A 20,722-nucleotide genomic window follows, 5' to 3' on the forward strand; every position below is an offset into this window, starting at 1 on the left:
GCTGTTCGCATCGTACGAGGACCATCATGACCGCCGCCCTACACCCCCTAGAACCGGCTTTGGCGCCCGACCGTGCCCGCCGTGGCGGCCGCGCCGGAAAACGCGCCGGAGGCTCGGCGGCTTTCGAGCAGCCAGCTTTCCGCCAGTTGAAGAATCCGCTGACGCCGACCAGGCTGGTGTCGGACGACGAGCTGGAATCGATCCACCTCGCTTCCTTGCGTGTGCTCAGGGAAATCGGCGTCGACGTTCTGCACGACGAGGCCCGCCGCATCATGAAGGCGCATGGCGCCGATGTCCGCGAAGGTTCGGAGCGGGTGCGCTTCGACAGCGACATGATCCTCGATCTGATCTCGAACTGCCCGTCGGAATTCACGCTGCATGCCCGCAACCCTGCACACAATGTCCGCTTCGGCGGCAACAATGTGATCCTGTCGATGATGGCGTCGGCGCCGAACTGCTCCGACATCGATCGCGGCCGCCGACCCGGCAACCAGGCTGACTACCGCAACTTCCTGCGCCTGGCGCAGATGCACAACATCCTGAACTGCACGGGTGGCTATCCGGTCGAGCCGACCGACATCCATCCGTCGGTCCGCCACCTCGAATGCATCCGCGACCTCGCCACGCTGACCGACAAGGTGTTCCACATCTATTCGCTCGGCAAGGAGCGCAATGTCGACGGCATCGAGATCGCCCGCATCGCGCGCGGCATCAGCCACGAGCAACTGCTCGAGGAGCCGTCCGTCTTCACAATCATCAACACCAATTCGCCGCTCAAGCTCGACGTACCGATGATGGAAGGCATCATCCAGATGTCGAGCAAGGGCCAGGTCGTTGTCGTCACGCCCTTCACCTTGTCGGGCGCCATGGCGCCGGTCACCATCGCCGGCGCGCTGGTGCAGCAGAATGCCGAGGCGCTGTCCGGCATCGCCTTCGCCCAGATGGTGCGCAAGGGCGCGCCGGTCGGCTATGGCGGCTTCACCTCCAATGTCGACATGAAGTCCGGCTCACCGGCCTTCGGCACGCCCGAATATATGAAGGCGCAGCTCGTCGGCGGCCAGCTTGCCCGCCGCTACAACATCCCCTACCGCACCTCCAACACCTGCGCCGCCAACACCGTCGATGCGCAGGCGGCCTATGAGAGCGTATTCTCGCTGTGGGGCGCCATCCAGGGCGGCGGCAATCTGATGATGCACGGCGCCGGCTGGCTCGAGGGCGGCCTGCGCTGCTCCTACGAGAAGACCATTCTCGACATCGACCTGTTGCAGATGGTGGCCGAATTCCTCACCCCGCTCGACCTGTCCGAAGAGGCGCTCGGTTTCGACGCCATCCAGTCGGTCGGCCCCGGCGGCCACTTCTTCGGCACCCAGCACACGCAAGACCGCTACAAGACCGCCTTCTACTCGCCGATCCTGTCCGACTGGCGCAATTTCGAGACCTGGGCGGAAGCCGGCTCGCCGACGGCGCTGGAAAAGGCCAACAAGGTGTGGAAGGAACGGCTGGCGTCCTATGACGAGCCCTACATGGACCCGGCGATCCGCGAGGAGCTCAACGATTTCGTCCAGAAGCGCACGGCCGAAGGCGGCGCGCCGACCGATTTTTGATCGTGCTTTGCGTGCGTCGTCGCGCCAGCAACCGAAAACCCTGATTCAGTTTACGCAAAAACGGACCTATCTTCATGAAATCCCATGTAAAAGCGGTTGTCATCGGCGGCGGCGTCGTCGGCTGCTCGGTGCTTTATCACCTGGCCAAGGCCGGCTGGACCGACATCATGCTGATCGAACGCTCGGAGCTGACCTCCGGCTCGTCCTGGCATGCGGCGGGCGGCTTCCATACGCTGAACGGCGACCCCAACGTTGCCAAGCTGCAGGCCTACACCGTGCAGCTCTACAAGGAGATCGAGGAAATCTCGGGCCAGTCCTGCTCGCTGCACCTGACCGGCGGCGTGATGATGGCCGATACGCCCGAGCGCATGGACTTCCTGCGCCTTGCCCACGCCAAGGGCCGCTATCTCGGCATGGACACCGAGCTGATCACGCCGTCCGAAGCCAAGGCGATGTTCCCGCTGATGGACGAGAAGAACTTCGTCGGCGCCATGTGGGATCCGGTCGAAGGCCATCTCGACCCATCCGGCACCACCATCGCCTACTCCAAGGCGGCCAAGAAGCTCGGCGCCGAGATCGTGCTGCGCAACCGCGTCGTTGATCTGACGCAACAGCCGGACGGCACCTGGAACGTCGTCACCGAGCAGGGCACGGTCCACGCCGAGCACGTCGTCAATTGCGGCGGCCTGTGGGCGCGCGAGATCGGCCGCATGGTCGGCGTCGAGCTGCCGGTGCTGGCCATGGAGCACATGTATCTCCTCACCGAGCCGATGCCGGAGGTCGAGGAGTTCAACAAGTCGACCGGCCGCGAAATGATCGGCGTGCTCGACTTCAAGGGCGAGATCTACACCCGCCAGGAACGCAACGGCATCCTGCTCGGCACCTATGAAAAGGCCTGCAAGCCATGGTCGCCGGTCAATACGCCCTGGGATTTCGGCCATGAATTGCTTCCCCCCGATCTCGACCGTATCGCGCCGTCGCTGGAAATCGGCTTCAAGCATTTCCCCGGCATCGAGAAGGCCGGCATCAAGCAGATCATCAACGGCCCCTTCACCTTCGCGCTCGACGGCAACCCGCTGGTCGGTCCGGTGCAGGGCCTGACCAACTTCTGGTGCGCCTGCGCCGTCATGGCCGGCTTCTCACAGGGTGGCGGCGTCGGCCTCGCTCTGTCCAACTGGATGGTGCATGGCGATCCCGGTTTCGACGTCTGGGGCATGGATGTCGCCCGCTTCGGCGAATGGGCCGGCCTGCGCTACACCAACGCCAAAGTCCGTGAAAATTATTCGCGCCGCTTCTCCATCCGCTTCCCCAATGAGGAACTGCCGGCCGCGCGCCCGGCGCAGACGACGCCACTCTACGACACGATGCTCGCCAACAACGCCGTCATGGGCGATAGCTGGGGTCTGGAAACCCCGCTGTGGTTCGCACCGAAGGGCAAAGAACCCAAGGACATCGTCTCCTTCCATCGCTCCAACGATTTCGGACCGATCGGCGAGGAAGTGCGCGCCACGCGCGAGCGCGTCGGCGTCACCGAGATCGCCAACTTCGCCAAGTACGAAGTGTCGGGACCGGGCGCGGAAGAGTTCCTCAACCGGCTGATGACCAACCGCATGCCGAAGACCGGGCGCATCGTGCTGACCCCGATGATCAACGAATTCGGCAAGCTGATCGGCGACTTCACCATCGCCAAGGCTGGCGAAGACCGCTTCATGATCTGGGGCTCTTCAGCCGCGCAGAAATACCATATGCGCTGGTTCGAGAAGCATCTGCCGAAGGACGGTTCGGTGCGCATCCACCGCTTCGACCAGACGCTGGTCGGCCTGTCCATCGCCGGACCGAAATCGCGAGACCTCTTGCAGAAGCTGGTCGATGTCGACATCTCGACCAAAGCCTTCCGCTTCATGGATTTCCGCGAAATGGCGGTCGGCGGCGCGCCCTGCATGGTCAACCGCATCACCTATACCGGCGATCTAGGCTACGAGATCTGGATGGCGCCGGCCTATCAGCGCCTGGTCTACAAGGCGATCAAGGACGCCGGCGAGGAGTTCGGCCTGGTCGATTTCGGCATGCGCGCTTTGCTGTCGATGCGCCTGGAAAAGAATTTCCCGACCTGGTTCCGCGAGTTGCGGCCGATCTACGGGCCTTTCGAAGGCTCGATGGACCGCTTCATCAAGCTCGAGAAGAACGACTTCATCGGCCGCGAGGCTGCCGCCAAGGAACAGGCGGAAGGGCCGAAACTGCGTCGCGTCTCCTTCATCGTCGACGCCGCCGATGCCGACGTGATGGGCGACGAGCCGATCTGGGCCAAGGTCAGCAAGGACTACGGCACGGTGGAAAAGCCGCATGGCTATGGCGCGCCGCGCTTCGATGACAAGGGCGCGGAAGTGCGTGGCTCCAAGGCCGCCGAAGGCGCGTCCGCCGTGCGCGGCATCGTCGATGGCGACTGGCGCGTGGTCGGTTGGGTGACGTCGGGCGGCTATGCCCACTATGTCCAGAAGTCGATGGCGCAGGGCTACGTGCCGGCGGCATTGGCCGAGGACGAAAGCGCCGGCCTGTTCGAGATCGAGATCCTCGGCCACCGGCGTCCGGCCCGCATCAATGTCGAGGCGCCTTTCGACCCGAGCGGCGAGAAGATGCGGACCTGAGGCTTAGCCATGGACAGCGCGGCGCCAAAGGGCAGTTTCGGCCGCCATCGCAAGATCATGCCTTTCGAGCCCGGCTCGATCGAGGAATTGCGCGAAGGCTCCCGCCAGAAGGCGGCGTCGCTCAACCAGCATGTGCTGGGCTATGGCGTTCAGGCTGAAGCGGAATGGGCGGCGGCAGGCATTGCCGCCCCCGATCTTCCGGCGATGCGCAAATACCGGCTGGAGCGCATCCGCGCGGAGCTGAAGCGGCGCGGCTATGCCGGCGCCCTGCTCTACGACCCCGTCAACATCCGCTACGCCACCGACTCGACCAACATGCAGCTGTGGGTGGCGCACAACCCGACGCGGCATTGCTTCGTCGCCACCGAAGGCCCGGTGGTGCTGTTCGATTATTTCTCCTGCGAGCACCTGTCCGACCATTCCGGCGTCGTCGACGAGGTGCGCCCGGCGGTCTCCTGGATGTACCTCTATGGCGGCGAACTCACGGACCAAAAGGTCCGCCGCTGGGCCGCCGGCATTGCCGATCTGGTGAGGGAGCATGGCGGCGGCAACAGCCGTATCGCCGTCGACCACCTCAATCCGGAAGGCGTCGAGGAACTGGCGCGCCTCGGCATCTCCATCGGCAATGGCGAAGCGGTGATGGAGAATGCGCGGCTGATCAAATCGCCGGACGAGATCCTCGCCATGCGCCGCGCCATCGTCGCTTGCGAGGCGGCGATGGGCGAGATGGAACAGGCGCTGAAGCCGGGCATCTCCGAAAACGAACTCTGGGCCGAACTGCATCGCGGCAACATTGCGCGCGGCGGCGAATGGATCGAAACGCGGCTGCTGGCGTCAGGCCCGCGCACCAATCCGTGGTTCCAGGAATGCTCGTCGCGCGTGATCGAGGCCGGCGACCTCGTCGCCTTCGACACCGACCTGATCGGCCCCTACGGCTTCTGCGCCGACCTGTCGCGCACCTGGCTGTGCGGCGACGCCAAGCCGACCAATGAGCAGCGTGACCTGTTCCGCATCGCCGCCGACCAGATCGAACACAACACGCAATTGATGCAGCCAGGCATCTCGTTCCGTGAGCTCGTCGAACGCTCGGTGGTGCCGCCGGGAGATTGCTTCCCGACACGCTACGGCGTGCTCTACCACGGCGTCGGGCTGGCCGACGAATACCCGACCCTGCCGCATGCCAGCGACTGGACGCCGGACACGCCCGACGGCGTGCTCGAAGCAGGGATGGTGCTGTGCGTGGAAAGCTATATCGGCAGGCTTGGCGGGCGCGAGGGCGTCAAGATCGAGGAGCAGATCCTGATCACCGAGACCGGCAACGAGCAGCTTTCAACCTACCCGTTGGACACGAGGCTGCTCGGCTAACCCGGCAAGGGCTTCGCGCATGGCCCGGACGCTCTTTTCCGGCGTCGTCCTGGCGGTGATGAACGGCAGGCCCTTGCGCCGTGCCGTCCAGCCGACGATCGCCACCTTGTGCGCCGCCGGCTCGAAACGCTGCGCCAGCGCCCAGCTCTCGCAATCGATCGCGGCTATGTCAGCCCTTCCCTCGGCGACGGCAACGATCGAGCCGCGATGGCCACCGCTTTCGCTGCGCGAGGAAAAGATATCGAGGCTCTCGCCGGCCGCCTGCAGATCGCGCGTCAGCCCGATGGTACCCGACATCGAATCCAGGCTGTTGAAGGTGAAGCGCTTACCCCGCATCAGGTCGAGCGGCAGCAAGGCCTTGCCGTCGGCGGGCGAGCGAACCTCCGGCCCCTCGCCCGTCCGCATCACCAGCGCGCTTGAATAAAGCTCGCCCTGCCCGCCTTCATAGGCGTCATAGCTTGGTTGGCCGACCACTTGCACATGGCTGGACAGGCCGAGTTCCATCGGCCCCCAGCAGGTCTGCGCGAACAGCAGCTCCGGATGCAGCCAGAGCTTGTGATAGTCGAGTTCGTCCGGCGGCAATGTCGCCGGGTCCGGAGCGATCAAGGCTCCCCCAACGTCGTGAATACCGCCCGGCACCGGCGGCAGGTCGCCATTGCGGCGCACGATGGTCTGCGGCGCGTCGATTCCCTTTTGCCGGAAGGCGTCCCGCAAGCCTGCCCATTGCGCGTCGACCTCGCCGCGCACTTCGGGCCAGTCATACATCGGCAGGGCCGCAATCAGTTCACTCATGCCGATATCAAATCATCACGTCTGGAGAAAGGATCGCAAAAACGCGGCGTCCAATCAGAATTGGCCGACACGGAACCGAGGGATACCCAAATTATTCCTTGGGTGGCTCGGCCGGCACCGGCGCGGTGCCGAGCCCATTGATGTTGCGCGCCCGGATCCGTGGCTTGAACGCCCGGCCGTGCTCGGGCGCGCGCCGCAGCACCGGATGCACGATCGGCTCCTTCGCCTTGAAGGCGTAGGCTTTGATCAGCGCGAAATAGTTCGGATAGGCGTAGCCATTGTTCATCCGCAGCCATTCGTCACGGCGCTCGCGAAACAGTTTCGGCAGCCTGTACCAGGCCACGGTCGGCGTCTTGTGATGGACAAAGTGCAGATTGTTGTTGAGGAACAGGAACGACAGCGGCGAGCGCTCGATGATCACCGTACGGCCTTCCGGATGTTCGGACCATTGATGCTCGGCAAAGGTGCGGATCGCGATCAGCGACTGGCCGAGCCAGACCGGCGCCAGAATGTAGAGCCACAGCGGAATGCCGAAGCCGAACTGCACGATCGGCGCCACGATGGCGAGGCCGATCGCATGCAGCAGCCAGGCTTTGCGGATCGCCTTGTCGCCGGCCATGATCTGCTTGAAATCGTCGATGAAGAAACCGACGCAGGACAGCCAGGGGCCGAGAAAGAAACGACCGGCCATGGTGTTGTTGATCTTGAGCAGGAACTTCATCGTCGGCGGCAAATCGTCATGATGCCACAGCGCCTTGTAGTAGCTTTCCGGATCGTCGAGCGGATCGGTCAGGCGCTCGTCGGCATGGTGGCGCAGATGCAGCGTCTTGAAGCGGCGGAACGGCCAGACGAGACCAACCGGCAGGAAGACGAAGGCCTCGTTGATCAACGCGCTGCGCGTCGGATGGCCATGCAGCACTTCGTGCATGATCGACGACTGCAAGGCCAGGACAAAGCCGAGGAGAGCGAGAGCCACGATGGGATAGGAAGGCCAGAGCAGGAAACCGGTGGCAAGCCATGTTCCGTAGCAGAAGAAAGCGAGAACCACGGTCGGCCACTCGATGGCCGGTGCTGCGTTGCGTCGCTTGATGCTCTTACCTGTCATGCTATCGACCACTGCCCCTCAGTCGCCGGAACCCCCAGTGGTTCCTGACAGCATAGTGTCAGGAGAAACGATTCCACTCAACGCGACAAAGTATACAAAATGTTGCGATTGCGCATTTCTGACCGCACATGTTACACATTGTAAACAGCCTTAGGGATTCATTTACGCCTCAGACGCCCCACCCGGCCGCTTCGGCGCAAATTTTTCCTCAAGATTCGGAGAACCGGGCGATGGACAAACGCGACCTGTCAGCAATCTTCCGGGAGCGTCTGAAGCTGCTCCTGACACGATCCGACCTCAACCAGTCGGCATTCGCGTCAGCAGTCGGCATCGACCGCTCGGCGCTGTCGCAGTTGATGTCGGGCGCCTCGACGCGCCTGCCGCGCGCCGAAACGCTGCTCAACATCGCCGCCGAATTCAAGGTGTCGCTGGACTGGCTGCTCGGCCTCAGCCAGGACGAAGGCGTCACCGGCGAAATCCGCGAAAGCCTGGAGATCGAGGAAGCACCCGACGGTTTCGACCGCACGCTGCTCGCCAAATGGTTCGCGGAGGCAGCCGGCACCAAGATCCGCTACGTGCCGGCCGGCATTCCCGACCTGCTACGCACCCGCGCGCTGGTCGACTATGAGGCAAACATCACCAACAGGAGCCGCCTGGCGCAGGCCAGCGAGACGCAATACCGCATCGAATACAACCGGCGCCCGGAAACCGACATGGAGGTCTGCATGCCGCGCCACACGCTGGAGATCTTTGCGCGCGGCCTTGGCGTGTGGGACCGCTTTCCCGAGTCCGACCGCAAGCAGCAGCTCGCCCATATGGCGACACTGCTCGACGATCTCTATCCGACCTTCCGGCTGTTCCTCTATGACGGCCGCATGCGCTATTCGATCCCGCTCACCATCTTCGGCCCCTACCGCGCCGCCATCTATGTCGGCGACATGTATGTCGTGCTGAATGCCACCCAGCCGGTCCAGGCGCTGACCCAGCATTTCGACAATCTGATCCGCGCCGCCGACGTCAACCCGCACGAGGCCGCCGCCTTCGCCCGAAATCTGGCCGGCATGTCGTTCCCGTCAGGCTCTGCCTGATCGGCGGCAATCGCGGTTATCAGCAGATCGCCGCTGCAAATCATTGACTGGACATAAAGACTTCTTTATATCCTTATTTGAATTCGAAACACGAAAGCCAATCCGATGACGACGACCAATCCGATCGATGCCCTGTTGGCTGAAAAGGGTGTGCTGCTGGCCGATGGCGCCACCGGCACCAATCTGTTCGCAATGGGTCTGGAGGCCGGCGAGGCGCCGGAGTTGCTGAACGAGACGGCGCCCGACACCATCACCAGCCTGCACCAGAACTTCGTCGATGCCGGCGCCGACATCATCCTGACCAACTCCTTCGGCGGCACCCGCCACCGGCTGAAGCTCCATCATGCGCAGGACCGCGTCCACGCGCTGAACAAGCGCGCCGCCGAGATTGCTCGGGCCGTTGCCGACAAGGCCGGCCGCAAGGTGATCGTTGCCGGCTCCGTCGGCCCGACCGGCGAATTGCTGGTGCCGCTTGGCGCCATGACCTATGACGAGGCGGTCGACGCCTTCGCCGAGCAGATCGAAGGTTTGAAGGAAGGCGGCGCCGAAGTCGCCTGGATCGAGACCATGTCGGCGCCCGACGAGATCCGCGCTGCCGCCGAAGCGGCGATCCGCGTCGGCCTCCCCTACACCTATACCGGCTCCTTCGACACCGCCGGCCGCACCATGATGGGCCTGCTGCCGAAAGACATCCATGGCGTCGCCGACGGGCTGTCGCAGGCACCGCTCGGCGTTGGCGCCAATTGCGGCGTCGGCGCCTCCGATATCCTCGCATCGCTGCTCGACATGACCGAGGCGAAGCCGCAGGCGACGGTGATCGTCAAGGGCAATTGCGGCATCCCCGAATTCCGCGGCACCGAGATCCATTATTCCGGCACGCCGGAACTGATGGCCGACTATGTGCGCCTCGCTGTCGATGCCGGCGCCAAGATCGTCGGCGGCTGCTGCGGCACGTCGTTCCAGCACCTCGCCGCCATGCGCAAGGCGCTCGATGCCCACACCAAGGCCGGCCGTCCGACGGTCGAGACGATCGTCGAGCGCATCGGTCCGATGCGCAACAAGGTGGCGACGGAAAACACCGCCGAGAGCAGCGAAGCCCGCCGCGAGCGTCGCCGCAGCCGGGCCTGAAGCGATAGTCTCAGCTTATTCGCTGTTGTCGGYGTAGCTCGACTGCGCCGACTTGAAATCGACCACATTGTCGCCGCGCATCGTCATCAACGCACCGGACGCAGCCGGATCGGTGATCTGTTCCAGCATGGCGCGGAAGCGGTCATTGGTCAGCGCCGACATGGCGGTATGACGCGCCTGCGCGACATCGTCACTGATACGTCTGGATTCGGCCGACGGGGCTGAAGAAACCGTCGAAGCGTCTCGCACCGGCGGCGGCGAGTTGGCGATAGTCCTGATCTGCAATTCCGGGCTCCCTCAAGCCAGTAGTCATGGCCGGTGTAGCAACAGGACATTGCGATCCGGTACCGGAAATCTAGCGAAGTTTAACGATCTGAAAATTCCGAAAAAAGGCCGGCAAGGGAATGACCCCTCGCCGGCCTGCCTCACCCGCCCGTGGGCCGGTTTCCTCGTATCAGAACGATCCCATCTGAAGGAAACCGGCCGTCATCGCCACTACCGGTTACCGCCCAGCGCCGAGGCAAGGCGCACGAGTGAGAGGAACTCTGACCTGTACCCAAACGGGTCGGCTCCTCGGGCGGCAGTGGCAATCTCCATGATCTTGTCGTAACCGAACTTCGCGGTGGCATCCTCGTCGCGCAGCTTCTGGCCGAACGCCGCGACCGCGACGGAGAAGCGCTGGTCGGTGCTGGCCTGGTCGAAGGACGCCACCTCGTTGGCCGAGGTCACCGGCGTGGTGATCAGCTTCGAAACGTCCTCGTTGGGCAGCTTGTAGCGGATCTTGACGAAGGCATATTCGTCCGCGTTGGCGACGCCTCCATTGTTGACCGTGGCCTGGCCATAGCGCAGCGGATCGATCTGCTCGCCGCCGCTGCCTTTCGGCGTGATCTCGTAGATCGCGGTGACCGAATGGCCCGAGCCGATATCGCCGGCATCGACGCGGTCGTTGTTGAAGTCCTCGCGGTTGAGCGCCCTGGTCTCGTAGCCGATCAGGCGATATTCCGAGACCTTGTTCGGGTTGAACTCGACCTGGATCTTCACGTCCTTGGCGATCGGGAACAGCGTCGAGGAGGCGTCCTCGACCAGCACCTTTTCCGCCTCGGCCAGCGTGTCGATATAGGCGGCGGTGCCGTTGCCGTTCTGGGCGATGGTCTGCATCATCTGGTCGTTCAGATTGTCGTGGCCGAAACCGAACACCGACAGGAAGACCCCGCTCTTGCGCTCCTGCTCGATCAGGCGCTTCAGATCATCGTCATCGCTCTGGCCGACATTGAAGTCGCCATCGGTCGCCAGCATCACCCGGTTGACGCCGTCCTTGACGAAGGATTGCTGGGCAAGTTTGTAGGCTTCCTTGATGCCGGCCTCGCCGGCGGTCGAGCCGCCGGGCGTGAGATTGTCGATGGCATTGAGGATCTTGTCCTTTTCGGCAGCCCTGGTGGGCATCAGCACTGTGCCGGCTTCACCGGCATAGGTGACGATGGAGATCGTGTCGTCAGCCCTGAGCTTGCTGACCAGCAGCCGGAATGCCGACTTGAGCAGCGGCAGCTTGTCGGGCTCGTCCATCGAGCCCGAGACGTCGATCAGGAAGACCAGATTGGCCTTCGGCTGCTCGGTCGACTTGATGTCGAAGCCCTTGATGGCGACGTGCATCAGCTTGGTGTGCTCGTTCCATGGCGTCGGCATGACGCTGACGGTCGAGTTGAACGGTGTCGACGCCGAGTCCGGCCCCTTCCAGTCATAGGGGAAGTAATTGATCATCTCCTCGACACGCACCGTGTCGGCCTGCGGCACGGAGCCTTCCTTCAGCGAACGGCGCACGAAGGAATAGGAGGCGGTGTCGACATCGATCGAGAAGGTCGAGACCGGATCCTCGAGCGCGGCATGCACCGGATTGGTCTTGAAATCCTGGACGCGGTTGCGGTTCTCCTCCTGCGGTGCGACCTGATCCGCCGGCGCGATGGTCGGCTGAGGTGCCATCAATTTGGAGTCGGCTCCCGGCACGCGAGCGACCCGTGACGCGTAGGGCGCGGTCCTGGTGCTACCATCCAACGCGAATTCACCTGTTGGTGCAGGTGCCGGCTTGTAAGCCTTCAAAGTGCCCGCCTCGGTTTCGTTGATTGTTGCCGGAGCATCAGCCGGCACACCACGCCCCAGTGCATTCTGCCCTGCCGCGCCGCCAACCGCGGTCGATTCGGATTTCGGTGGCGAGGCCGGCGCCACAAGCGCGTCGGTCGCGTCGCGGCTTTCCACATCCGCGTCGGCCTTCTTGTCCTTCTCCAACCCGGTTGGAGCCTGCTTCGGCTCGGCCGGCTTCAGGGTCGCCGGCTTGTCGGCCAGCGTCTCGGTAATCTTTTCGTCGCCGCCGAATTTGGACGGCTGTTCCCTCAGCATATGGAAGGTGGCGTATCCGGCGATCGGCAGGGCGACGAGCCCGGCAATGGCCGGCGTGGCAATGAGTTTCTTTTGCATGATCTCGCTCCAGAGCTTTTGTGCTCGCTCTGTGAGACGAAGGCCGCCGACCGATCCTTGGGTGACGGCAGAAATATTTTCCTGGTCGTAGGCACGCATGGCGGCTTCGAAGGCGCGCGCCTTCGCGCTCTCGCCCGGCGCCGGTGCTGCGATATCGTGCAGCCTGTTGAGTTCGTTGTCGTCGACCATGGTCACACTTCCCCGGCTGAACGCATCAGCGTCTTCAGCCGTTTCTTCGCTTCATGGATGTGCCAGGAAACCGTCGTCTCCGAGATCGCCATGGCCTCGGCGGCTGCCGCGTGGCTCAAGCCCTCGCCATAGACCAGCAGCACCGCATCGCGCTGCTTGTCCGGAAGCTGCCGCACGGCGGCCCACAACGCCTCGGCCGGATCCTCCGGTTCGGCGGGGGCCTCGCCCGAAATCAGCGCATGGACGCCATAGGCTTCGGTCTTGACCATGTCGCGGGCAGACTTGCGCATCATGTCGCGCGCGGCGTTCATCGTCACGGAATAGAGCCATGTCGTGAAGGCGGCGCCGCCACGATAATCGCGGATCGCCTTGCCGAGCCGGACGCAGACTTCCTGGGCGATGTCTTCGGCATCGGCCTTCTTGCCGCACCAGCGATAGGCGGCGCGATAGACGAAGTCGTAGTGGCGCTCCAGCAATTTGCCGAAGGCCCCCCTGTCTCCGCCCTTCGCCCGCCCGATCAGTTCGGCGTCGGAGGCTTCGCTCTCATCCAGCATCATCGCCATCATTTGCCTGTTGGACGAAGGCTAATGGCTAATCCTTGGGATGATGGAAAGATTTTTTTGGCAGGCGCCCTCTTCCTTCTGCTGAAGCGCTACCCCAGCGTTTCCGCAAACAGCGTGATCAGCCTTTGCCAATGCCGCTCGGCGCCGGCTTCGTTGTAGACGCTGTGGTCCGGCACGCACCAGCCATGCGCCATGCCGACATAGTTCTCGATCGCGTGGTCGACTTCGGCATTGCGCAGGGCTTCCGCCAGCCGCGTCGATTGTTCCGGCGGGAAACTCCGGTCGACGCCGGCCATGCCGACATAGACGCGTGCCTTGATGGAGGCCGCCTTGCGGTGCGGGCTGTCGGCGGCGTCGCTGGCGAGATTGCCGCCGTGGAAACTGGCGGCGGCCCTGATCCTGTCCGGGTAGGCCGCGGCGGCGTTGAGCGCCCGCGCGCCGCCCATGCAATAGCCGACAGTGCCGATGGGACCCGTAACGCCTTCGCCGGCGAGGGCATCGAGAAAGGCGGCGCTGTCGCTGATGGTCATGTCCTGCGTCGTACCGGTGACCAGCGCCATCAGCGCCGTCTTGGTGTTTTCCTCGACAAAGGCCGTCTTGGCATCGAACGGACCATAAGGCGCATTGCGATGGAAGAGGTCAGGCACCAGCACCGCATAGCCCTCGCCCGCCAGCCGCTCGGCCATGCCGTCCAGCGCCGGACGCGGACCGAAGGCGTCCTGGTATAGAACGACGCCGGCCTTGGCCGGAGATGTCTTGCCCGAGCGGAACAGGCCCGCCTTCGCCACGCCGTCACGGGTCTTGATCCTGAGGTCTTGCTTGGCCATTGGCTGCTCCGTTGGTTCGATGGGCGATACATATCCGCACGAACTGCCACGGCAAGGCATTCCCTGAGCCTGGTGGTCAACATGTCGTGCAGCCTCGCGTGACAACTACAGGCCGGCGAATGCCGCCATATGGAAGGCCTGGACCTCAGGCGGATAGCGATAATCCGTGCCATAGGGACAGGCATTGCGATCGAGGCAGCCGCCACTCCGGCACGGTTCGCCATTCCCTCCCCGCACATGCGCCAGGCAGGACTGGTAGGCGAAACCTTCCGTGGAATAGGCATCGACCGGACAGGATTTCAGGCAAGGTTTCTCGACGCAGGCGTCGCAAAGGTGGACTGCCGCGCCCTGTTCCGGAAGCGCGATCTCGTCCTCGAACAGCAAGGCGCCGCGATAGGCATGCCAAAGCCCGTATCGCGGATGCATGAGGATGCCGAGCGGCGACGGCTTTAGCCCCTCAGCCCGGACAGCCCATTGCTGGAACGGCAGATAAGGTTTGTCGGAGGGCGAAACCGCGCGTGCGCCAAATGCCTTGGCCACATCGCCGATGACCTGCCGCGACCAATTGTCGAGCGGATTAGCGGTTTGCTGTGGCTGCTGCTCCCACCAACGCAGGAAATGCGGCCAGGGTGCCGCACCCGCCTGTCCCACCAACAGCAAGGACCTTGCCGGCGCAGCCGAGGGGCCATGAGGGGCATCCTCGTCGCCAGGAAAAACAAAGCCGCCACGCAGGATGAGACCGTTGGCGCCAAGCGCGGCCGTGATCGCTTCGATCATGCCGCGCACAAAATCATCCCTTCTTGTCCGGATCGGAGAAAGCGCTCCGCCAGACTTCCTTGTGGATGATGTTGGCGACTTTAGCCCCGCCTGACTCGGGCTCCTTTCAAGTGAAGGCGTCGGGCATCGACCCCTTCTTCTTGGCGATGAACTCCTTCAGCGCTTCGTCGATGCTCGGATCGAGATGCGGCGCTTCGTAGCTTTCCAGCCAGCGGCGGGCGAGCTCGTTGGCGCGCTGCGGCGCGGTCTTCTCGCCTTCGGCCAGCCACTGCTCGTAGGAATTGTTGTCGGCGATGCTGGAGCGATAGAATGCCGTCTGGAAATTGGCCTGGGTGTGGTCGCAGCCGAGATAGTGGCTGCCTGGGCCGACCTGGCGGATGGCATCCATCGCCTGGCCGTTCTCCGACAGGTCGACGCCTTCGGCGAATTTCTGCTGCATGCCGAGCTGGTCGATGTCCATCATGAATTTTTCATAGCAGGACGCCAGCCCGCCCTCGAGCCAGCCGGCCGAGTGGAGGACGAAGTTGGTGCCGGCAAGGATCGTCGAGTTCAGCGTGTTGGCGCTCTCATAGGCGGCCTGCGCATCCGGAACCTTGGAGGCGCAGAGCGAACCGCCGGTGCGGAACGGCAGGCCGAGACGGCGCGCCAGCTGGGCCGCGCCATAGGACACCAGCGACGGTTCCGGCGTGCCGAAGGTCGGCGCGCCCGACTGCATCGAGATCGACGAGGCGAAGGTGCCGAACAGCACCGGCGCGCCCGGGCGGATCAGCTGCGTAAACGATGCGCCGGCCAGCACCTCGGCCAGAACCTGGGTCAGCGTGCCGGCGACCGTCACCGGGCTCATCGCGCCGGCAAGGATGAACGGCGTGACGATGCAGGCCTGGTTGTGGCGCGAATAGACTTTCAGGGCGCCGAGCATGGTCTCGTCGAACACCATCGGCGAGTTGGCGTTGATCAGGCTGGTCAGCACCGTGTTGTTCTCGACGAAATCGTCGCCGAAGACGAGCTTCGCCATCGCCACCGTGTCCTCGGCGCGCTCCGGCGCCGTCACCGAGCCCATGAACGGCTTGTCCGAATATTTTATGTGCGAGTAGATCATGTCGAGGTGGCGCTTGTTGACCGGCACGTCGACCGGCTCGCACACCGTGCCGCCCGAATGGTGGATCGAAGGCGCCATATAGGCGAGCTTCACGAAATTCTGGAAATCCTCGATCGTGGCATAGCGCCTGACGCCGTTGAGGTCGCGCACGAAGGGCGGGCCGTAGACCGGCGCGAAGACGGTGGCGTTGCCGCCGATCTGCACCGAGCGCTCGGAATTACGGGCGTGCTGGGTATAGACGGACGGTGCGGTCTTCAGCAGCGAACGGCAAAGCCCCTTGGGGAAATGCACGCGCTCGCCCTTGACGTCGGCGCCGGCCTCTTTCCACAGCTGCAGCGCTTCGGCGTCATCGCGAAAGATGATGCCGATCTCTTCCAGCACCGTATCGGTGTTCTTCTCGATCAGGGCGAGCCCTTCCTCGTCGAGCACCTCATAGATGTTGATCTTGCGCTTGATGTAGGTGAGCTGGGTGCCTGGTCCGCCGCCGGAACGCGCGGCGCGCCTGGCCGCCGCTCCGCCGCTCGCACCGCGCCCACGCCGCGCGTTTGACGCTTCCTGGTCGACTGCCGCGTGTTCGCTCATGATCGCTCTTCCCTGAATATGGCCTGGCCTGACGATGGCTGGTCCGTAACCGTTGCGGCCGCATGGCGCGGCTTTCGCCGGATCGTAGCCATGCACCCTATTCGAAACGGCCCGTCCGCGCCAACGCCTGTCGCAAAATCGACAAGAAAACCAATAGATTTTCCAGTCGCTTTCCTTTTGCGGGAAGTCGCAAATCAGCTATGGATACCCGCCCGTTGCGGGTTAGGTATGAACGCCAATATTTTGTGCCTTGCGACACAGTCGCGATGCCGTGAGGAGCTGGATAAAAATGTCCGACGACGAGATCATCCTTTCTGAACTTTCTGACGATGAGTTGGTGCAGCAAATGCACGACGATCTCTATGACGGGTTGAAGGAAGAGATCGAGGAAGGCACGCGCATCCTGCTCGAGCGCGGCTGGGCGCCCTACAAGGTTCTGACCGAGGCGCTGGTCGAGGGCATGCGCATCGTCGGCGAGGATTTTCGCGACGGCATCCTGTTCGTTCCCGAAGTGCTGCTGTCCGCCAACGCCATGAAGGCCGGCATGTTCATTCTGCGCCCGCTGCTCGCCGCCACCGGCGCGCCCAAGCAGGGCAAGATGGTCATCGGCACCGTCAAGGGCGACATCCACGACATCGGCAAGAACCTGGTGGGCATGATGATGGAAGGTGCCGGCTTCGACGTCATCGACCTCGGCATCAACAATGCGGTCGAAAAATATCTCGATGCGATCGAGCAGCATCAGCCCGACATCATCGGTATGTCGGCGCTTTTGACCACGACCATGCCCTACATGAAGGTTGTCATCGACACGATGAAGGAAAAGGGCATCCGCGACGATTATGTCGTGCTGGTCGGCGGTGCGCCGCTCAACGAGGAATTCGGCAAGGCCGTCGGCGCCGACGCCTATTGCCGCGATGCCGCGGTGGCGGTCGAGACCGCCAAGGACTTCATGAAGCGCAAGCACAACGTGCGCGCTTCCGCCTGATCCAAGGCATCAGGATGGACAGACAGGAAAAGCCGCGCCTTGCAGCGCGGCTTTTTTGTACCCAGATGATGGACGACGAGGCTGCCGATCAGTTGGCGACAGTGTCTTTGACCGCCTTCGCCGTCGATTTGACATCCTTGCCGACACCCCGAATGGTGTTAGCGCAGGCCGTGAGTGCAAGTGCGCAGGCAAGGATGGCCATCGGCGCGACGCGTAGCAGTTTCATGGATGGTGTCTCCCTCGACAGATAAATTAGCCCCGCAGCGAAAGCCGGCTCGACTTGGTCAAGACGCAAAAAACGAAACCGAATCAAACCGACAGGCTGCTTGTCATCGCCTGCGGGATGATTGCGCGCGAGGTATTGGCCGTCAAGGAACAGCTCGGGCTCACTCATCTGGAACTCACCTGCCTGCCGGCGGAGTTTCATTTTTATCCCGACCGCATCGCGCCCGCCATGGACAAGGCGATCGAGAAGGCCAAGGCGGAGGGATACGAGCACATCTTTGTCGGCTATGCCGATTGCGGTACCGGTGGCCTGCTCGACCGCGTCATCGAGAAGCATGGTGTCGAGCGCATGGCCGGCCCGCACTGCTTCGCCTTCTATCAAGGCATGGAGGCCTATGCGAAGGTCGCTGACGACGACATGATGTCCTTCTACATGACGGATTTCCTGTGCCGCCAGTTCGACGCTTTCTTCATGAAGCCGCTCGGCCTCGACAAGCACCCGGAGCTGATCAAGGACTATTTCGGCAATTACGAGAAGCTGGTCTATCTCGCCCAGACCGACGACCCGGAACTCGACAAGGTCGCGGAAAAGGCCGCCGCCCTGCTCAGCCTCGCCTATGAGCGGCGCCCGACCGGCTATGGCGACCTGTCGGCGGAGATGGCGCGAGCAGCGAAGGTCGCCTGAGGACACTCTAGGCGGCCGCCTCCTCCGCCCTCAGCGCCGCCAGCACATCGGCAAAGCTCGTCTTGCAAACAAAGCCCAGCCTGTCTCTGGCCCGCGATGCGTCATAGACGCGGTCGATGGAAGAAAACATCGTCCAGCCTTTTTGCGCGTAGAGCGCCGCAAAATCCGGGAAATAGTGCGCGACCACCGATGGCGCGTCCCTGATCAGCGCGTCGCAGTCGTCGGGCCGAAACGGCGTCGGCGCGCAGACGATAAAGATGTCAAAGCCCAGCTGCGGCGCCTTCTCCAACGCGGCGACATGAGCCTCCGCCGCATCTTCCACGGTCAGCCGGCGGAACAGCAATTCGTTCGCCTTGGTGTTGGCATCGGACTGCTCGATCGCATGCGCCATGTCGTCGGCTTCGGGAAAGAAGCGGGCCGTGCGCAGCACGACCACCGGCAGGCCATGCTGCAGATGGTAGAGGCGGCAAAGATGTTCGGCCGAAAGCTTGGTCACGCCATAGATGTTGCGCGGTTCGGGCGACATCGCCTCGGTCAGCCAGGCGGCCGTGCGCGCGCCGCCCTTGAAGCCGTCGCGTATCGCCTGCGAGATCATCAGCGATGTGGTCGAGGTGAAGACGAAGCGCTGCACGCCGCTCGCCACCGCGGCGTCGAGAAGGTTCAGCGTGCCTTGCACATTGGTGGCGACGAAATCGCTGTTCGTGCGGCTCTCTATATTCGGCTTGTGCAGCGAGCCGCTGTGAATGATGGCTTCGATTCCAGCGCCCCCGACCGACCGCATCACCAGATCGCGATCGGCGATCGAACCGATCACCTGCGTTTCCACAGAAGGAACCGGGTCGAGGCCGATCACCTCATGGCCGAGCGCGCGCAGGCGCGGCGCCAGCGCGCTGCCCAGCCAACCCGACGATCCCGTGAGCAAGATTCGCATGCGTCACACCATGATTTCTGACGGCGACGCTGTTAAGCACGGATGACAGGCGCGGGCGACCCGATAAGATCAGCCAATGGCGCCGCTCCAGACATCAACTGCCATTTCTATAGACAGCCATTTTAGAGACTCAGGGAGTTCCAGATGATCCTTCGTCCGCTTTTCGCCGCCATCGGCCTGCTCTGCTGCACCCTGCCCGCCCTCGCCGATGGCCAGGTGCAGAAGCTGATCACGCCTGCCGACAAGGTTCGCCTCGACAAATATGGCGAGACGCGCAAGGCGGCACTCGCCGAGGCGAAAGCGGGCAGCCCGGCCGAGGTCAAGCAGCTCGATGCCTTGCTGGCCAAGCCGCTGGTGTCGTTCTCCGACAAGGACCTGACCGGCAACTGGAAGTGCCGCACCATCAAGGCGGGCGGTTTGAGCCCGCTCGTCATCTATGGCTGGTTCAAGTGCAAGGTGACCGACGATGGTTCCGGCTGGCGGCTTGAAAAGATCAGCGGCTCACAGCGAACCCAGGGCCGTTTTTTCGACGATGGCGAGAAGCGCGCCATCTATCTCGGCTCCGGCTCCGTCAACAACGACCGCGCAAAACCTTATGGCAGCGGTCCGCAGACCGACCAGGTCGGCTATGCCTTCCGCACCGGTGCCGGCGAATGGCGCATCGAACTTCCCGCCCCCTACTACGAATCGAAACTCGACATCATCGAGTTCAAGCGTTGAGCGTGGTCATCAAGATTTAACCCGATTCCGGCACAAAATCCGGCCAGCATGCGGCAGCCGCCGCGTGCGAGGCAGGAAAGCGGGCTATGTCTTCACCGGTTGGAACCAGCGCGCCGATCGTCGTCGTGACCGGCGGCGGCCAGCATGTCTGGGCCATGATCAACGCAATCGCCGATCGCGTTGGTCCTGTCAGCGTCATCCTCGAAACCCCTGAATCCAAAAAGCAATTGCTGCGTGGCCGAGCCCGCCGCCAGGGCTGGGTCTCTGCCATGGGCCAGCTTGGCACGATGGTGCTGAGCCGGTTGGGCAAGCGGCTCCTGGCAGGTCATGGCGCGCGATTGATCGCCGAGGAGAAACTGGAGGTTGAGCCGCGACCCGGCCAGGAGATCATCCAGGTGGCCTCGGCCAATGGGCCTGAGTGCCTGCAGGCGATCCAGAAGATCCAGCCAGGCGTCGTCCTCCTCAACGGTTGTCGGCTGATCTCGGCCGAGATGCTGCGCAAAATGCCCTGTCCGGTGCTCAACTACCATGCGGGCATCACGCCGAAATATCGCGGCATGAATGGCGGCTATTGGGCCCTGGTATCAGGTGATGCGCAGAATTTCGGCACGACTGTCCATCTCGTCGACGCTGGCGTCGACACTGGCGGCATCCTGAAGCAGGCGCGCGGCAGACCGAAAAAAGGCGACACCATCTCAACTCACGCGCTGCGCCAGACGGCATTCTCGCTCGACATCTGCATCGAGGCCGTCAGCGATGCGCTGGCCGGAAAACTCACGACCTTTGATCCGGGCCTGCCTTCGAAACAGTGGTATCATCCGACGATCTGGTTCTACGTCTGGACCGGCCTCAGAACCGGAATCTGGTAGGTTTCGCTAGCCCGAGCAGAACAAGGTCGGACGGCTTTTCGGCACGCCGACCCTGCCGCCTAGGCGCGCCG

Annotated in this window: 19 protein-coding genes; 9 read left to right on the top strand and 10 right to left on the bottom strand. The window is 63.3% G+C overall.

What is annotated here, in order from left to right; translation table 11 throughout:
* Positions 1–26 precede the first annotated feature (26 nt).
* From AC1DPX_RS09470 to AC1DPX_RS09480, 3 genes are all read left to right on the top strand, one after another.
* On the top strand, positions 27–1,604 hold the full coding sequence (locus tag AC1DPX_RS09470; protein ID WP_202353985.1) for a trimethylamine methyltransferase family protein: 1,578 nt from the start codon (positions 27–29) through the stop codon (positions 1,602–1,604).
* A gap of 74 nt (positions 1,605–1,678) precedes the next feature.
* Positions 1,679–4,249: a GcvT family protein gene (locus AC1DPX_RS09475; RefSeq protein ID WP_202353983.1), complete on the top strand. Its 2,571-nt coding sequence runs from the start codon at positions 1,679–1,681 to the stop codon at positions 4,247–4,249.
* 9 nt (positions 4,250–4,258) lie between these two features.
* Positions 4,259–5,614 carry a M24 family metallopeptidase gene (locus AC1DPX_RS09480; protein ID WP_477236128.1) on the top strand — a complete coding sequence of 452 codons (1,356 nt, stop codon included), beginning with the start codon at positions 4,259–4,261 and terminating at the stop codon, positions 5,612–5,614.
* Here AC1DPX_RS09480 and AC1DPX_RS09485 read toward each other — a convergent pair.
* Entirely contained in the window at positions 5,579–6,406 is an 828-nt protein-coding gene (locus AC1DPX_RS09485) for a phosphate/phosphite/phosphonate ABC transporter substrate-binding protein (protein WP_477236130.1), read from the bottom strand. The genes AC1DPX_RS09480 and AC1DPX_RS09485 overlap by 36 nt on opposite strands.
* Before the next feature lie 91 nt (positions 6,407–6,497).
* Positions 6,498–7,511: a fatty acid desaturase gene (locus AC1DPX_RS09490; RefSeq protein ID WP_477236132.1), complete on the bottom strand. Its 1,014-nt coding sequence runs from the start codon at positions 7,509–7,511 to the stop codon at positions 6,498–6,500.
* Positions 7,512–7,741: 230 nt separating this feature from the next.
* Between AC1DPX_RS09490 and AC1DPX_RS09495 the strand changes: the two genes are divergently transcribed.
* Together AC1DPX_RS09495 and bmt are read left to right on the top strand one after the other, a co-directional pair.
* Positions 7,742–8,599 (top strand): helix-turn-helix domain-containing protein, encoded by an 858-nt coding sequence (locus AC1DPX_RS09495; protein WP_477236134.1) that lies wholly within the window; start codon positions 7,742–7,744, stop codon positions 8,597–8,599.
* 105 nt (positions 8,600–8,704) lie between these two features.
* Entirely contained in the window at positions 8,705–9,727 is a 1,023-nt protein-coding gene (gene bmt, locus AC1DPX_RS09500) for a betaine--homocysteine S-methyltransferase (RefSeq protein ID WP_477236136.1), read from the top strand.
* A gap of 15 nt (positions 9,728–9,742) precedes the next feature.
* Here bmt and AC1DPX_RS09505 read toward each other — a convergent pair whose 3' ends face one another.
* From AC1DPX_RS09505 to AC1DPX_RS09530, 6 genes are all read right to left on the bottom strand, one after another.
* Entirely contained in the window at positions 9,743–10,012 is a 270-nt protein-coding gene (locus AC1DPX_RS09505; RefSeq protein ID WP_477236137.1) for a hypothetical protein, read from the bottom strand.
* A gap of 210 nt (positions 10,013–10,222) precedes the next feature.
* Positions 10,223–12,385 carry a vWA domain-containing protein gene (locus AC1DPX_RS09510; RefSeq protein WP_477236139.1) on the bottom strand — a complete coding sequence of 721 codons (2,163 nt, stop codon included), beginning with the start codon at positions 12,383–12,385 and terminating at the stop codon, positions 10,223–10,225.
* 2 nt (positions 12,386–12,387) lie between these two features.
* Positions 12,388–12,948 carry an RNA polymerase sigma factor gene (locus AC1DPX_RS09515; RefSeq protein ID WP_202353976.1) on the bottom strand — a complete coding sequence of 187 codons (561 nt, stop codon included), beginning with the start codon at positions 12,946–12,948 and terminating at the stop codon, positions 12,388–12,390.
* An 89-nt stretch (positions 12,949–13,037) separates the two neighbouring features.
* On the bottom strand, positions 13,038–13,775 hold the full coding sequence (locus AC1DPX_RS09520) for a dienelactone hydrolase family protein (RefSeq protein WP_202353975.1): 738 nt from the start codon (positions 13,773–13,775) through the stop codon (positions 13,038–13,040).
* Positions 13,776–13,880: 105 nt separating this feature from the next.
* Complete coding sequence (locus AC1DPX_RS09525; RefSeq protein ID WP_477236141.1) at positions 13,881–14,561, bottom strand: hypothetical protein; 681 nt, start codon at positions 14,559–14,561, stop codon at positions 13,881–13,883.
* Positions 14,562–14,658: 97 nt separating this feature from the next.
* Positions 14,659–16,233: a trimethylamine methyltransferase family protein gene (locus AC1DPX_RS09530; protein WP_202353973.1), complete on the bottom strand. Its 1,575-nt coding sequence runs from the start codon at positions 16,231–16,233 to the stop codon at positions 14,659–14,661.
* A gap of 289 nt (positions 16,234–16,522) precedes the next feature.
* Here AC1DPX_RS09530 and AC1DPX_RS09535 point away from each other — a divergent pair, with 289 nt between their 5' ends.
* A complete protein-coding gene (locus AC1DPX_RS09535; protein WP_032930649.1) occupies positions 16,523–17,221 on the top strand; it encodes a corrinoid protein in 699 nt (232 codons plus the stop codon).
* Between the two features lie 88 nt (positions 17,222–17,309).
* On the opposite strand, the gene AC1DPX_RS09540 is transcribed toward AC1DPX_RS09535, so the two are convergent.
* Positions 17,310–17,615, bottom strand: coding sequence for a hypothetical protein (locus tag AC1DPX_RS09540; RefSeq protein WP_477236143.1), 306 nt, complete (start codon positions 17,613–17,615; stop codon positions 17,310–17,312).
* Here AC1DPX_RS09540 and AC1DPX_RS09545 point away from each other — a divergent pair.
* Entirely contained in the window at positions 17,502–18,131 is a 630-nt protein-coding gene (locus tag AC1DPX_RS09545; protein ID WP_477236145.1) for a DUF1638 domain-containing protein, read from the top strand. The genes AC1DPX_RS09540 and AC1DPX_RS09545 overlap by 114 nt on opposite strands.
* A gap of 7 nt (positions 18,132–18,138) precedes the next feature.
* On the opposite strand, the gene AC1DPX_RS09550 is transcribed toward AC1DPX_RS09545, so the two are convergent.
* Positions 18,139–19,062 (bottom strand): NAD-dependent epimerase/dehydratase family protein, encoded by a 924-nt coding sequence (locus tag AC1DPX_RS09550; protein ID WP_477236147.1) that lies wholly within the window; start codon positions 19,060–19,062, stop codon positions 18,139–18,141.
* 144 nt (positions 19,063–19,206) lie between these two features.
* On the opposite strand from AC1DPX_RS09550, the gene AC1DPX_RS09555 reads away from it, so the two are divergent.
* Complete coding sequence (locus AC1DPX_RS09555; RefSeq protein WP_202353969.1) at positions 19,207–19,782, top strand: DUF4893 domain-containing protein; 576 nt, start codon at positions 19,207–19,209, stop codon at positions 19,780–19,782.
* 86 nt (positions 19,783–19,868) lie between these two features.
* Entirely contained in the window at positions 19,869–20,651 is a 783-nt protein-coding gene (locus AC1DPX_RS09560) for a formyl transferase (RefSeq protein WP_202353968.1), read from the top strand.
* Positions 20,652–20,722: the final 71 nt, after the last annotated feature.

Source organism: Mesorhizobium sp. 01N446 (assembly GCF_056399285.1).